Here is a 13,066-nt window from a genome sequence, read left to right as displayed (position 1 = left end):
TTGTGGTCTTCGGGGTTCTGTGGTTAGTTGGTCAGGTAATGAACCAACGAGGAGGCGATCGGCGTGTTCGACGGACGGGATCCGCTGTACGTGCAGATCGCCGACCAGATCCGCGCCGACGTGCTGTCCGGGGACCTGGGGGCGGAGCAGCAGGTGATGTCGACGACGCAGTACGCCACGACGTTCCGGATCAACCCGGCGACGGCGGCCAAGGCCTTCACGGAGCTGGTGGACGAGGGCGTGCTCTACAAGCGCCGCGGCATCGGCATGTTCGTCGCGCCGGACGCGCGCGACACGCTGCTGGCGCAGGCGCGAGCGGCGTTCTTCGCCGAGGTCGTCGACCCGATGGTCCGCAGGGCGAAGGTCCTGGGCATCCCCGTCGAGGACGTCGTCGAGCACCTGAGGAACGGGGGACCGCGATGAGCGGCATCGGTGTGCAGCTCAGGGACCTGACGGTCCGCTACGGCGAGACGACCGCGCTCGACCGGGTGTCCTTCGACATCCGCGCCGGCGCGATCACGGGGCTGCTCGGGCGCAACGGGTCGGGCAAGACCACGGTGCTGTCGGTCCTGGCGGCGTTCCTGCCCAAGACGTCCGGGACGGTGCTCGTCGACGGCGAGGAGCCGTGGGAGAACGCGCGGACCATGGGCGCGACGATGCTGGTCCGGGAGAGCGGCGAGACGGTCCCGGACCGGCCGATCTCCGAGATGCTGCGGCTGCACGCCGCCCGCCGGGCGACGTTCGACACCGACCTGGCCGAGCAGCTGCTCGACACGTTCGAAGCTGAGCCTGCGGGACCGCCCGGACCGGCTGTCGCGCGGCAAGAAGTCCGCGTTCGGGGTGGTCGTCGGCCTGGCGAGCCGCGCGCCCCTGACGCTCCTCGACGAGGTGCACCTGGGCATGGACGCGCCGGCGCGATACGCGTTCTACGACGCCCTGCTGGCCGACTGGCTGGAGCATCCCCGCACGATCGTGCTGTCGAGCCACCTGATCAGCGAGGTCGAGCGGCTGCTCGAGGACGTCGTGGTGCTGGACGGCGGCCGGGTGCTCACCCAGTCGGACGCGGACTCGCTGCGGGCCCGCGGCCTGACGGTGACCGGTCCGTCGGACGCCGTGGACGCCTTCGTCGTGGGCCGCGACGTCGTGGCCCGCCAGCAGCTCGGCTCCACCGCCCAGGCCACGGTGGTCGGCGGCCTTCCCGACGACGAGCGGAACGCGCGCCTCGGCGGCCTCGTCTTCGGACCCGTCCCGCTGCAGGACCTGTTCGTCCATCTGACCGACCACGCGAAGGAGGCTGCGCGATGACCACGACGACGGTCCCTGCGGTCCGGCGCGGCCCCGTCGACCTCACGGCACGGTGGTACCTGGCGGCCCAGCTCCGGGTGGCGCGCTGGTTCTGGGGCATCGGGGCCCTGGTCGCGGCGGTCGCGATCGCGTTCTACGCGACCGTGGCGACGACGGTCGACACGAGCGTCGTGCAGTACGGGATGCAGGCCGCCATCTGGTTCCCGTTCTCCGTCTTCATCGGGCTGACCCTCGCCTACCTGCCCGTGCACGTGGCCTCGGGGCTGACGCGGCGGACCCTGGCGCGCGGTTCGCTGCTGGCGGCGGCCGGCACGACCGGCGTGTACGGCGGCGCCTTCGCGGTCCTGCTGCTCGTCGAGAAGGCCGTCTACACGGCGTTCGGGTGGCACTGGGCGGTCGGCGGCGTGGCGCCCGGCGCCGTCGCGACTGCCGGCTACATCGGCGCCAACGTCGCCACGTTCCTCGTCTCCAACGTCTCCGGGCTCCTCGTCGGCATGATCTACCTCCGTCTCGGCGGCTGGTGGGGCACCCTCACGCTCCCCGTGACCGTGGGTCCGGTCGTCGCCCTGACCGCCCTGCTGGCACAGGACGCCGGGCCGTGGGGCGACGGGGCCGGCGGGCTCCTGCTGACCTCGGTGCTGGCCCTCGTGGTCGCGGCCGTCATGGCGGTGGTCTACGACCGCCTGACGCGCGGTGCCCGGGTGCCGCCGAAACGGTAGGGCTGACCCCACCACGCGTCCGTGGGTGGGCTGGCTGTCTGGACGGGCGCCCGGACCCCTAGCGTCTGTGTCATGACCTCAGACCTCTCGCCGGGCGCGCAGACCGCCGTGCCCCGGTCCGATGACCTGCGGGTGGTCGCGCCGGCCTTCACCGGGTGGCGTCCCCTGCTGGTCGCACCCGTGTCGGGCGCCACCTGGGTGGGGATCTCGCAGGCCGTGGTCGGCTCGTTCCTGCTCACCGCGGCCGTCGTCGTGGCGTCGGTCGCCCTCTCGCTGGCCCTCAGCCTCGTCGTCCTGTTCGTCGGCATCCCGATGCTCGTCGTCACGCTGCTGGCCGCGCGACCGTTCGCGCGCCTGGAGCGGGCCCGGCTGCTCGCGCAGCTGCAGGTGCGCATCGACGCCCCGACGTACAAGCGGCCGCGCAGGGACGGCTGGTGGGCGTCCTGGATGGCGGTGCTCAGCGACAGCCGTTCCTGGGCGCACCTGGCGTACCTGCTGGTCGGGAGCCTGATCCTGGCGGCCGCGGTCACGATCGTCGCGGTCGGCCTGTCGGGCGCCGTGGCGCTGCTCGCGTTCGCGATCTTCTACCGCGGCTCGGTGTCCACCCCGGTCCCCGTCTCGATCCTGATCGTCTCGGCCGTCGTCGCGGCCTGGGTCGGCGCGCTCGGCGTCCAGGCGGCGTCGTTCGCGCTCGTGCGCACCGCGCGGGCGATGCTGGGACCGTCGCCCCGTGCCGAGGAGGTCCGCGCCGCCCAGGCCCGGGCGGAGGCGGCAGAGGGGCGCGCGGTCGTCCTGACCCAGACCCGTACCGCCGCCGTCGGGGCTGCCGACGAGGAGCGTCGGCGGATCGAGCGCGACCTGCACGACGGCGCGCAGCAGCGCCTGGTGGCCCTGGGCGTGGAGCTCGGGGCCGCGAAGCGCCGTGCGTCCACCGACCCGGAGGCCGCCGCGGCGCTCGAGCACGCGCACCGCGAGGTCAAGGAGACGCTGGCCGAGCTGCGCGACCTCGTGCGCGGCATCCACCCGGCCGTCCTGACCGACCGCGGACTCGACGCAGCGCTGTCCGCGCTCGCCGCCCGCAGCCCGGTCCCGGTCACCGTCGACGTGCCCGGCCCCCTGACCACCGCCAGCACCTCGGCGCAGGCCGCCGCGTACTTCGTCGTCGCCGAGGCCCTGACCAACGCCGCCAAGTACGCGCAGGCGACAAAGGTGACGGTGACCGCGACCATCGTCGGGCCCGACCTGCGCCTCGTGATCGCCGACGACGGGACGGGCGGCGCGACACCGACGCCTGGCAGCGGTCTGGACGGCCTGCGCAGCCGCGTCGCGGCACTGGACGGCACCTTCGACCTGGACAGCCCGGCGGGCGCCGGCACCCGACTCACCGTGGAGGTGCCGTGCGCATCGTGATCGCCGAGGACTCCGTCCTCCTGCTCGACGGCCTGACCCGGCTGCTCGTCGCCGAGGGCCACCAGGTCACCGGCTACAAGACCGCCGACGAGACGGTGGCAGCCCTCGGCCCCGGGGCGGAGCTGCCCGACGTGCTGGTGACCGACGTCCGGATGCCCCCGACCCACACGGACGAGGGCCTGCGGGCCGCCGTGCACCTGCGCAGCCTGCACAAGCGCCTGCCCATCCTCGTGCTCTCGCAGTACGTCGAGCAGCGGTACGCCCAGGAGCTGTTCGCGAGCGACGTGCGCGGTCTGGGGTACGTGCTGAAGGACCGGGTGGCCGACGTCGACGAGTTCCTCGACGCCCTCGGCCGGGTCGCGTCCGGCGGCACGGTCATCGACCCGGACGTCGTCGCCCAGATCCTCGCCCGCACACGCAGGTCGGGTCTGGAGACCCTCACTCCCCGCGAACGCGACGTGCTGGGCCTCATGGCGGAGGGTCGCTCCAACGCGGCCATCGCCGAGCGTCTCGTGGTCGGCCTGCCGGCCGTCGAGAAGCACGTCACGTCGATCCTCGCCAAGCTGGGCCTGGCCCAGGACGCCGACGACCACCGTCGCGTGCTGGCGGTGCTCCGCTGGCTCGAGCACGAACCGGGAGACCACTCATGACCGCGACCCTCGACCGTCCGCCGGCGCCGCCGCGTCGTTCCACCCGCGCCCGGGTCCTGGTCTGGACCGGCGCGATCGTCGGCGCCCTCATGCTCGCCTCCGGCGCCTCCAGCCTGCTCGACCTGCTGGTCTTCACCAACGCCGACCCCGCCACCGTCGTCGCGACCGCGTCCTACGACGCAGCGCCGGTGGTCGAGCTGGTGGCCGACGGCGAGGTGACCGTGACCACCGGCGGCCCGAGAGTGGACGTCGAGCGCACGTCGCGCACCGCGTCGGTCAAGGCCACGTACTCTGCCGTCGTGACCGGCGACCGCCTCGTGGTCAAGCACACCTGCGACTGGTGGCGGCCCGGGTTCTGCTCGGCCGGCCTCAAGGTCACGGTTCCCGACGGCACCCAGGTGGTGGTGCGGGCGTCGGACGGCGCCGTGCACGCGACCTCCCTGACCGGCCCGCTGACCGTGCACACCAGCGACGGCGCGTCGACGATCACGCACGTCTCCGGTGACGTGTCGCTTCGCTCTTCGGACGGTCACGCCACGATCACCGACGTCCGCGGCTCCGTCGACGCGCAGACCTCCGACGGGGCGATCACCGTCGACCAGGTGACCGGCTCGGTCACCACGAGCACCCGCGACGGCCACACGACGATCTCCGCGGTCGACGGCAACATCTCGGCGCGCGCCTCCGACGGACCCGTCACGGTCTACGGCAACGGCGCACCCGTGGCGCTGACCATGACCACCGCGGACGGCAAGCAGACCATCGAGGCGCCCACCGACCCGGCCGCACCGGTCAGCGTCACCATCCACACCTCCGACGGCCACGCGGGCTACCTGGGCCCGAGGAGCTGACTCGCCGCTAGGTCTGAACCGCCCGGTCGATCGCGTACACGTGGACCGGGACGCCGCTCGCAGGGACGACGGTGTCCCGGTCCAAGTACATGCCGAGCTTGGTCATCACCCGCTCGGAGGCCGTGTTCTCCACGTGGCAGACGCTCACCACCCGGTCCAGGCCGACGTCGTCGAACGCGAACGCCAGGACCGCCCGCGCGCCCTCCGTGGCCAGCCCGCGCCCCCACGCGCCCCGAGCCAGCCGCCAGCCGATCTCGACTGCGGGCATGATCTCGGGCAGGAACGTCGGGACGAGCAGGCCGACCCAGCCGACGAGGACGCCGTCCGCCTCGGCCGCGAACGGGCCGTAGCCCCGGTTGGACCACGCCGCAGCGAACCGCGCCAGCGCCGCTAGCGTCTGGGCCCGGTCGCGGACGCTGCCGTCGCCGATCCAGCGCATCACCTCGGGGTCCGCGTCGATGGCGGCGAGCGCGTCGAGGTCGTCGTCGCGCCACTGCCGCAGCAGCAGCCGATCCGTGCGCAGCTCGGTCATTCACACCCCCACAACACAACAGCCCGAACCTTGACGGTCCGAGCTGTTGTCGATCACACGGTCGGGGTGGCGGGATTCGAACCCACGACCTCTTCGTCCCGAACGTACCGTACCGCGCGTTTGCCCTGGTCGCGTGGGGTCGCCCGGCGTCTCCGGGACCATCCGGTGCGCCTTCGGGGTGATTCCGGGGTGAGCGCTGGACCGGGTGTGCTCACTCCACGCGAAGGCGCTCCATCGGTTGGCCGGTGAGGTCGGCGATGAGGTCGAAGTCCTTGTCGAGATGGAGTACCGTCCGCTGGTTGAGCTCGGCCACGGCGGCGATCAGGAGATCGGGGATCGACGGAGCGCGGTGCTGGCCGCGTTCGGACAAGAGGCGCTGCACCTCCACGGTCCGGTCCTCTGCCGCCGGGGTGAGGTACTCCACTGGCATCGACGCCAGGGGCGGTGAGCCCAGCGCGCGCCCGAGATCGCCCGCCGACCGCGCGGAGTACCCGGCCTCGAGCAGCGTGACCGTCGTGATGGCGACCAGTCCTCGTTCGATCCTGGTGGCCCACTCCTCGGCATCGACGCTGCCGCCGAGGCGGACGAGTGCGGACTTGTCGATGAGCCAGGAGTCACTCATGACCAGGCGTTGACCATGACCGTCTCGTCCGCGAGGTCAGCGACGAGATCTCCGAGCGCCCGCAGGTCCGCGGCCGTGACCGATCCGACGGTCCGACGCGCTTCGCTGTGCAGGCGCTGGCGTAGGTACTCGTTGCGCGAGATGCCGAGTCGGGCGGCCTGCTCGTCCAGCAGTGTGAGGTCCTCGGCGGAGAAGTTCCGAATCAACACGTCGGGCACGGGTCACCTCCTAGATATCTAATGATATCAGCGTCGTGGAGACCCTTCCGGACGACAGGCGCCGACGTGGAAGACCGCAGCGACAAGCACCCGGTCGTGGACTCGGGGATCGCAGCCGTCCGAGTGCCTCGGCTCCGCGCCATCTGCTTGTCCGAGCCGTCGGCGTCAGGACGTGGACGATGCCCCGAGCAGGGCCGCGGCACGGTCTGCGTCGGATGCATTCCCGAAACCGAAGATGAACGTGCCGGTTGTGATGGGGTCATGGACTGTGGCAGCAGAGAGCACCTTCCCGTTGAGGAGGAGCGCCAGCTCCTCGTTGATCGCCTTGCTGGTGACTTCTTTGAGTGTCGTGGCGTCGGCCTTGTCGAACTCGACGCCGACGGCATGTGCCCCCGCCGGGGCATCGCGTGTGACGGCGGTTGGCGTCACAACGCCCAGCGACTCGGCCAGCTCGTAGGTGGTGGTGCCTTCCAGGTCGCAGGCCGTGCCAGGGCCGTCTGCCGTCAGGGGCGGTGCGGTGCAGGCTCCAGCCTCTGTGGACGTCACGAGACGCAATTGCAGCGGCGGTGCGGTCGATCCGTCATGACCATCGGCGTCGTCGGCCGCGCAACCGGTAACCATGAGCGCGGCCGACACCAGAACGGCAAGACGGGCGAACGACTGGGTGCGCATCCGGTCACTGTAGGTACCTCCGGGGGGCGCCGAAGGGGCTTTTGCGGAGGACCTGGAAAGGAGAGACTGCGAGGCGGTCAGAGTCTGCCGCTAGCGATTCCAGCCGGGGGTGCCCGGCTGACTCACCGGGGGCGGGGTGTGCCAAGGGCTGGGCTCGGCTGCGCGCGGTCGGCTTGCGGCTTCGGCAGGCCGCTCGGCCGCGGCTTGTGCAGCCCATGCCTGGATGAGCTGTGCCGCCCCGGTCACCGGAAGGGCCTCAATGTTGGGGAGGTCGTGCCGTGCCTGTGCGACGTCGCTGCGCAACCGGGTGAGGCGCGCTTCGACGACGCCGGCCGGCCGGCCGATCCTCCGACAGAGCGCCTCCCGTGCGTCCGCGTCAACAGCGCCAGACGTCAAACCGGAGCTGCACCACGTTCCATCGCCAAGCCCAACTGCCGACGTCATCGCCGCCATACGATCACTTGCTATGTCGGTCGATGTCACCGAGGTACAACAGTCCGAGCGAGGCGTTGTCCGTCGTCTCATGGAGTTCTACGCCTATGACTGGTCCGAGTTTGACGACCGGGACGTCGATGAGCACGGCGAGTTCGGCTATCGGTGGCTCGATCACTACTGGACGGATGAGGACCGCCACGCCTTCCTGATCCGTGCCGAGGGGAAGCTGGCCGGCTTCGCGCTCGTGCGCCAGGAGCAGCGAACCGAGATGGCGGAGTTCTTCGTCCTTCGCCGGTACAGTCGTCGCGGAGTGGGCGCTGCTGCCGCCACCGCTCTGTTCCACAGTTACCCGGGCCCGTGGGAGGTGACGCAGCGCCTGACCAATCCGGCGGCCACCGCGTTCTGGAGACGAGCAATCCCGGTCCCCTATGGCGAGACGACGGCCGACGACATGGTGATCCAGACCTTCGAAATCGAAGCCGAGCACTGAGCCGCTGCGGCACTCAGCGGGGATCCACCAACATTCAAGATCACACGGTGGGCTGGAACTACACGTTGAATCTGGACTCGACCAGGTCGGAGCGTCAGGCACCGGCAACTCGGACGAGTTCCGGCAACGGGTGCCCACAGGCTCGGACCGAAGTCGTGGCGCGGGCCACGGTCGTGAACCGGCGCGGGCGGGCTCGACCGGTGCGCTCGAGTGTTCGCGGTCTCGGGTGCGGCTTTCGCTGCCTGCTCTGCGTCGGCCCGAGCCGTGCGGTCGCTGATCAGTTGTGCGGCCTTGTGAACGGGGAGGGCTTCGATCTCGGCGAGTGAGCGGGAGGCACGTTCTGCGGTGATGTGCCAGGCCCGCACGCGAGTGGCCGAGGCGGACCCGGGATGTACCCGGCGTCTTCCAGCTCGCGCAGCCACCCCGCCTCGCTACCCAACCGGGACGGCTTCTTGTTCGGGCGTTCGTGATCCCAGGCCATCGCCTGCAACCGTGCGCTGACCGCGGTTCCGGGCTCCTTGCCGGGGTGCTCGGCCTCCCAGCGCGCCTCGAACATCGACAAGTTGCGGGCGACCTGTTCGGCGCGCTTGCTCATCACCGCGTTGTACGCCCGCAGCTCGGCAACCTCGCCCGATACCGGATCGAGCGTGAGGCCGTGGGCGTCCAGGGCGGCCGCCAACTGAGGGTGCGCCGCCAGCACCGCGGTCCCCAGGGCACGGATGGCATCCTGCTGCCGGAACAGTGCTGCGGTGTCCAGCCCGCGCCACGCGCCGCCGGCCCACACCCGAGCCCCGATCTGCACATGGATGTGCCGGTGCGGGTCGCCCGCCCGGGAGGTCTTGTGCGAGATCCCGACCACCTGTAGCCGCTCGACCGGCACAACCTCCTGGCCACCCCGCGGCCCAATGCGGGTGACGGAGTGGTGCCCGAGCTACGAGCGGATCACCGCGACGGCATCGCGCTGCGCACCATCCAGCGCCTCGGACACCTCCGGGTGGAGCGCGGCGGCGATCGACCGTGACTTGGGCGTGTTCACGACCATCCGCGAAACGCGGGGACCCGTGCCGCGCCTCACCACTCCGCCGGGCCCGGCCCATCGGCTCTCGGCTGATCGGGTCGATCCAGTCGACCCAGCCTGCGTAGTCGGCGGCCGTCAGGCTCCGCTCGCTGACCACCCGGCCGGCGCCGTCGACCACGGCGAGCTCCGCTCGCGCAGCGCCGGCTTCGAGGTAGTACTCGTCGGCGCGTGAGCGATCCGCCTCGAGGTAGCGGCGCGCGGCAGTCCCGGCACCCCGGAACAAGATCACGCCGCCCTTCACGCCAAACCCCCATCAACGCGTGGACTTGCAACTACCGAAGGTAGCATACGTCCATTCAAGGCAAGGGCGGGAGATCGGCGAGGTGCTCCTGTGCGATCCAGGGGTGGTGGGCGCGGTCTGTGGCGGGCGGGTCGAGCGACGCGCCGGGCGGCCCTGGCGAACTAGCAACAGCTTCATGCCTGCTGCTCGACCGACTATGGCACCATGCCCGTCGTGGGTACTTGGGGACCGGGGCTGTTTGCTGACGACGAGGCTTGCGACGTCCGGGACGAGTACCGGGATCTTGTCGCCGAGCAAGTCTCGGACGACGAGGCCGAGCGCCAAGTACTCGAAGAGTTCACTGACGAGGATGGTCGACTGAGGCCGGTCGTCTGGTTGGCGCTTGCAGACACTCAGAGCCGCCTAGGACGACTATCGGACGGCGCCAAGGAACGTGCGCTCTCTGTGATCGAGGATGGATCGGACCTAGCCGAATGGGACGACACTTCTCCATCGGACCGCCGCAAGCGTGTAGAGGCGCTCAGGAAGTTGACAGATCGCCTCAACGGTCAACAGCCACCACGCCGCAAAGTCCGTCGCGAATGGAAGTATCGCACCGACCTCGAAGCGGGTGACGTGCTGTCCTTGGCCTTGAGCGATCGCACTTTCCGTCTCCTGCGCGTAGTGGGAGTCGACCGCCAGAGATATTCCGATTTCGTACTAGTCGAACTGCTCGACTATAGGGGCGCGGTGATTCCCACTATCGCGGCAATCAACGAGATGCCTGCGCTCCCGGTGCCGTTTGGAAGCCGGAGCCGGGAGTGTCGCTGGGCAGTCGCGAACGTGGAGAAGGCCCAAGCCGACTGGGACGCGACAAGTCTTACCTTCGTCGGCAAGATCGCGCCGCGGCTGGGAGATGACGAAGCCATCAACCAGGACTTGAGTAACCCTTTGCTCATAGACGGCTCCGGCTTTACAGACCTAGCGGCCCTAGCGGCCCTAGCGGCCCTAGCAGCGCCCGGCGACGCGTTGAGCAGAAACACCGCCTACGGCTTCCCGTATACGTACTGGGAGCACATGGCTGGAGAGGTCGCAGAGATAGAGCGGGTCGCACGGTACGCAGATTGGCGGAAGTTTTATGAAGAGAGCGGCGCCTAGTTGTTGTGCCAGGGCGACCTTGACGGCCAATATGGGCAAGGCGTCAACGGCTCGGTTGGTCGCGCGCGGCGCTTCGACGCCGGCCTCCTCGTTTCGCCGGTCCGTCCCGCTCATAGCCGCTGTGAGCGTAGGCGAGTTGCTCCGGACGGGCGACCGCTAAGGGGCCACGTCAGCAGACCCGTATCGAACACCAGGAGCCGCTCCGCGGAGGCGGCGCAAAGGTCCGGGTCGTAGCTGCCGCGCAGGCTACGCCGCCAGGGCCATCGCCGCGTCGCTCATCCGGCGCGCCCCCGGCGTCCCGGGGGAAGGAGTCCGCGAGCGCGGGCCTTTGCGACCCACCCCTGGGCTGTGCTGAGCGCGACACCGCTCAGTTCGGCCATCGTCGCGGAGGGATTCTCGTTGCCGTTCGCGGTGAGCCGGCCATGCTGGAGCGCAACGAGCTGCATAGAAGTCTGGGGTTCGCTTCGGGTCGCCGAGGGGCTTGAGCAGGTCACGCTCGGCGACCTTGCGGCCACTGGGCAGCCCGATCTTGCCGCTGGTGATCGTGCTCGTGCGCGTCACAGCGAACAGCCGCTTGTTGATGGCCGCTTCGATGCGCGCGGTCGGGAAGCTCGCGCAGGAGCTGGCTGGTGATCGGGTTGCCCGGAAGCCGAGGCAGGTGGATGACGCCGGTGATGCGCACTTCTTCGGGCACAGCGAACATCTGGCGCTGCAGCCGCAGGAACACGCGAGTCCCGGTGCCGGTGTGCTCGATGTAGCGCCACCGGCCGTCGACCGCTTCGTTCTGCTCGGAGTCGAGCCGCGCTTGCTGCTCGTCGCCGGTGACGGCCTGGTCGTCATAGCGGAGCAGGGCGTCGATCTCTTCGCTGGCGTCGTCGGGTCGCTCACCAGGAAATCGGCTGGGCAGGTACCAACCGGCAGGCAGGTCGTCTTGGACAAGAAGCCCGTCGTATGTCTGGTCGCCGGGCCGGCTAGGAGTCGTTGACACGTGGCTAGGCTACGCGCAAACACCACTCTCGCGTACTTGCCGGTACGCTCGCAGGCATGGTGCAATCGCGTGTAGCCGCGAGAACACGAGGGGCGCGCGATGGCTGAAGCTCAGGTGCCTGACACCGCCGACCGGCTCCAGCGTACGCAGGAGGTCGCCAGATGGCTGGCCGTCTCCAAGTCGACGCTGGTGCGCTGGCGCCGGTCGCTCGAGGGCCCGCAGGTGTTCTGGCTCTCCGACGGAGTGCCCCGCTACCGGGCGTCTGATGTGGAGGAGTGGCTGACCGGGCGCTCGGCGCCGCGGCCTCGTGCTCCCCAGCGAGGGAGGGCTCGTGCCGGCTCGGCGGGGTGACAAGTGGGAGGGCCGTCTCAAGATCGGCGGCCAGGTTGTCGGCACACAGCGTTTCGCCACCAAGCGCGCGGCGACCGAGTGGGAGCGTCGGCAACGGGGCGCGTTTTGACGAGCACGGGTACGACCCGAGCCGGGGCAAGGTGGCCGTCGAGCAGCTGCTGGTCGTCTGGCTCGAGGAGCGGGAGGGGCGGGTCAGTCGCACGACGCTGAACACCGGCCGCTACCTGCTGCCCACCCGAGGCCAGCGGTCCGGGCGAACCCGGACCGAGACGATCCTGCCGATCTGGTTCCGCAAGGTACACGTCGGCAAGGTCAGCGGCGCCGCGGTCGGCACCTGGCAGGACGGCCTGCTGGAGCGCGGGCTGGCGCCTACCTCGGTCAAGCGACACCGGGAGTCGCTATCTTCCTTCTTCACCTGGTGCGTATCGGAGGGCTACATCGCCGCCAACCCGGTCAAGTCCGCCGCTCCGCCGAAGGACCGTCGCGCCCTCGAGATCATGCGCCCTCTGCCTGCGGACGAATTCGAGGCCGTCGTCCGAGACGTCGCCAGCGTGAGCGGTGTCTACGCCGATCTCGTGGCCGTTCTCGGACGCACGGGGATCCGGTGGGGCGAGGCCAGGGCGATGCTCGTCCGCGACTTCATGGAGCGGCCCATGCCCATGCTCAGCGTCATCCGCAACCAGCCCGAGGGGACGCCCGAGGCCAAGACCCCGAAGTCGGGCAAGGGCCGGCGCGTGCCTGTGCCGGACGCTCTCGTGCCGGCGATCCGCCGCTTCACCGAGGGCAAGGACTCGGCCGACCTGCTGCTCACTCGTCCCGGTGGCGGGCAGCTCCACCGCTCGACGTTCGTCCGGACGACCGGCTGGAGCGAGGTTGGCCGCGGCCGCACGCTGCACGACCTGCGACACACGGCGGCGTGTGAGTGGATCTTGCGCGGCGTCCCGCTCACGACGGTCCAGGCATGGCTCGGGCACGGCTCGATCGAGGTCACCGCGGGGTACTTGCACCACCTCGGTGACTCGGCTGACCGCGCCGCCTTGCAGCTGCTCAACGCCGCCTCGGCCCGTGAGGCGACGGAGTTGGGGGTGATTCCGGGGTGATTCTGGGCAGTTCCGGGCTCGACCGGACCGGGTATGCGAAAGGCCCCTGACCGCGTTGCCGCTGGCCAGGGGCCTCTACCTGTGTGTCGGGGTGGCGGGATTCGAACCCACGACCTCTTCGTCCCGAACGAAGCGCGCTACCAAGCTGCGCCACACCCCGTGGAGCCTGGCAAGGATAGCCGACGACACCCCGTGCGACGAAACCGAGAACCGCTGCCGGGCCGGCCGGCAGCCCGACGCCGCGATGTGCCCAGCCCGCGCAACGGG

Annotated in this window: 16 protein-coding genes, 1 tRNA gene and 1 pseudogene; 12 read left to right on the top strand and 6 right to left on the bottom strand. The window is 70.3% G+C overall.

Annotated features, from left to right (window positions below; translation table 11 throughout):
• The first annotated feature begins 63 nt into the window (after nt 1-63).
• From AC38ZX_RS19175 to AC38ZX_RS19145, 7 genes and pseudogenes are all read left to right on the top strand, one after another.
• The gene (locus tag AC38ZX_RS19175; protein WP_426593370.1) at nt 64-423 is read left to right on the top strand and encodes a GntR family transcriptional regulator; all 360 of its coding nucleotides are present in this window, start codon (nt 64-66) and stop codon (nt 421-423) included.
• Nucleotides 420-572, top strand: a pseudogene (locus AC38ZX_RS19170) (ATP-binding cassette domain-containing protein); the annotation flags it as partial. The gene AC38ZX_RS19175 and the pseudogene AC38ZX_RS19170, both read left to right, overlap by 4 nt.
• A gap of 268 nt (nt 573-840) precedes the next feature.
• Nucleotides 841-1,305: a hypothetical protein gene (locus AC38ZX_RS19165; RefSeq protein ID WP_491297550.1), complete on the top strand. Its 465-nt coding sequence runs from the start codon at nt 841-843 to the stop codon at nt 1,303-1,305.
• On the top strand, nt 1,302-2,024 hold the full coding sequence (locus tag AC38ZX_RS19160; protein WP_491297548.1) for a hypothetical protein: 723 nt from the start codon (nt 1,302-1,304) through the stop codon (nt 2,022-2,024). The genes AC38ZX_RS19165 and AC38ZX_RS19160 overlap by 4 nt, the downstream gene beginning before the upstream one ends.
• A 72-nt stretch (nt 2,025-2,096) precedes the next feature.
• Entirely contained in the window at nt 2,097-3,434 is a 1,338-nt protein-coding gene (locus AC38ZX_RS19155) for a sensor histidine kinase (RefSeq protein WP_491295522.1), read from the top strand.
• Entirely contained in the window at nt 3,422-4,084 is a 663-nt protein-coding gene (locus tag AC38ZX_RS19150; RefSeq protein ID WP_491295521.1) for a response regulator, read from the top strand. Before AC38ZX_RS19155 ends, AC38ZX_RS19150 begins: the two co-directional genes overlap by 13 nt.
• The gene (locus tag AC38ZX_RS19145; protein WP_491295520.1) at nt 4,081-4,935 is read left to right on the top strand and encodes a DUF4097 family beta strand repeat-containing protein; all 855 of its coding nucleotides are present in this window, start codon (nt 4,081-4,083) and stop codon (nt 4,933-4,935) included. Before AC38ZX_RS19150 ends, AC38ZX_RS19145 begins: the two co-directional genes overlap by 4 nt.
• A gap of 7 nt (nt 4,936-4,942) precedes the next feature.
• Here the strand turns inward: AC38ZX_RS19145 and AC38ZX_RS19140 are convergent, their stop codons facing one another.
• The 4 genes from AC38ZX_RS19140 to AC38ZX_RS19125 all read right to left on the bottom strand — a co-directional run bounded on the left by AC38ZX_RS19140 (nt 4,943) and on the right by AC38ZX_RS19125 (nt 6,979).
• Nucleotides 4,943-5,467 (bottom strand): GNAT family N-acetyltransferase, encoded by a 525-nt coding sequence (locus AC38ZX_RS19140; RefSeq protein ID WP_491295519.1) that lies wholly within the window; start codon nt 5,465-5,467, stop codon nt 4,943-4,945.
• 211 nt (nt 5,468-5,678) lie between these two features.
• Nucleotides 5,679-6,089 carry a PIN domain nuclease gene (locus AC38ZX_RS19135; RefSeq protein WP_491295518.1) on the bottom strand — a complete coding sequence of 137 codons (411 nt, stop codon included), beginning with the start codon at nt 6,087-6,089 and terminating at the stop codon, nt 5,679-5,681.
• The gene (gene vapB / locus AC38ZX_RS19130) at nt 6,086-6,307 is read right to left on the bottom strand and encodes a type II toxin-antitoxin system VapB family antitoxin (protein ID WP_491295517.1); all 222 of its coding nucleotides are present in this window, start codon (nt 6,305-6,307) and stop codon (nt 6,086-6,088) included. Before vapB ends, AC38ZX_RS19135 begins: the two co-directional genes overlap by 4 nt.
• A gap of 165 nt (nt 6,308-6,472) precedes the next feature.
• Complete coding sequence (locus tag AC38ZX_RS19125) at nt 6,473-6,979, bottom strand: SecDF P1 head subdomain-containing protein (RefSeq protein ID WP_426593361.1); 507 nt, start codon at nt 6,977-6,979, stop codon at nt 6,473-6,475.
• A gap of 523 nt (nt 6,980-7,502) precedes the next feature.
• Here AC38ZX_RS19125 and AC38ZX_RS19120 point away from each other — a divergent pair.
• Nucleotides 7,503-7,904: a GNAT family N-acetyltransferase gene (locus AC38ZX_RS19120; protein WP_491295516.1), complete on the top strand. Its 402-nt coding sequence runs from the start codon at nt 7,503-7,505 to the stop codon at nt 7,902-7,904.
• A 277-nt stretch (nt 7,905-8,181) separates the two neighbouring features.
• Here AC38ZX_RS19120 and AC38ZX_RS19115 read toward each other — a convergent pair whose 3' ends face one another.
• Nucleotides 8,182-8,784, bottom strand: a complete 603-nt coding sequence (locus tag AC38ZX_RS19115) for a relaxase domain-containing protein (RefSeq protein ID WP_491295515.1) — start codon at nt 8,782-8,784, stop codon at nt 8,182-8,184.
• 643 nt (nt 8,785-9,427) lie between these two features.
• On the opposite strand from AC38ZX_RS19115, the gene AC38ZX_RS19110 reads away from it, so the two are divergent.
• The 4 genes from AC38ZX_RS19110 (at nt 9,428) to AC38ZX_RS19095 (ending at nt 12,799) form a co-directional block, all read left to right on the top strand.
• On the top strand, nt 9,428-10,360 hold the full coding sequence (locus tag AC38ZX_RS19110) for a hypothetical protein (protein ID WP_491295514.1): 933 nt from the start codon (nt 9,428-9,430) through the stop codon (nt 10,358-10,360).
• Nucleotides 10,361-10,898: 538 nt separating this feature from the next.
• A complete protein-coding gene (locus tag AC38ZX_RS19105; protein ID WP_491295513.1) occupies nt 10,899-11,345 on the top strand; it encodes a hypothetical protein in 447 nt (148 codons plus the stop codon).
• Between the two features lie 102 nt (nt 11,346-11,447).
• The gene (locus AC38ZX_RS19100) at nt 11,448-11,699 is read left to right on the top strand and encodes a helix-turn-helix transcriptional regulator (protein ID WP_491295512.1); all 252 of its coding nucleotides are present in this window, start codon (nt 11,448-11,450) and stop codon (nt 11,697-11,699) included.
• A 140-nt stretch (nt 11,700-11,839) separates the two neighbouring features.
• Nucleotides 11,840-12,799, top strand: a complete 960-nt coding sequence (locus tag AC38ZX_RS19095; protein WP_491295511.1) for a tyrosine-type recombinase/integrase — start codon at nt 11,840-11,842, stop codon at nt 12,797-12,799.
• Nucleotides 12,800-12,885: 86 nt separating this feature from the next.
• Here the strand turns inward: AC38ZX_RS19095 and AC38ZX_RS19090 are convergent.
• Nucleotides 12,886-12,959 (bottom strand) — tRNA-Pro (locus tag AC38ZX_RS19090).
• Between the last annotated feature and the right edge of the window lie 107 nt (nt 12,960-13,066).

It is taken from the genome of Cellulomonas sp. McL0606 (assembly GCF_058248365.1).
Note: the sequence above shows the minus strand (reverse complement) of the source record. Positions and strands in the feature narration are given on the sequence as shown.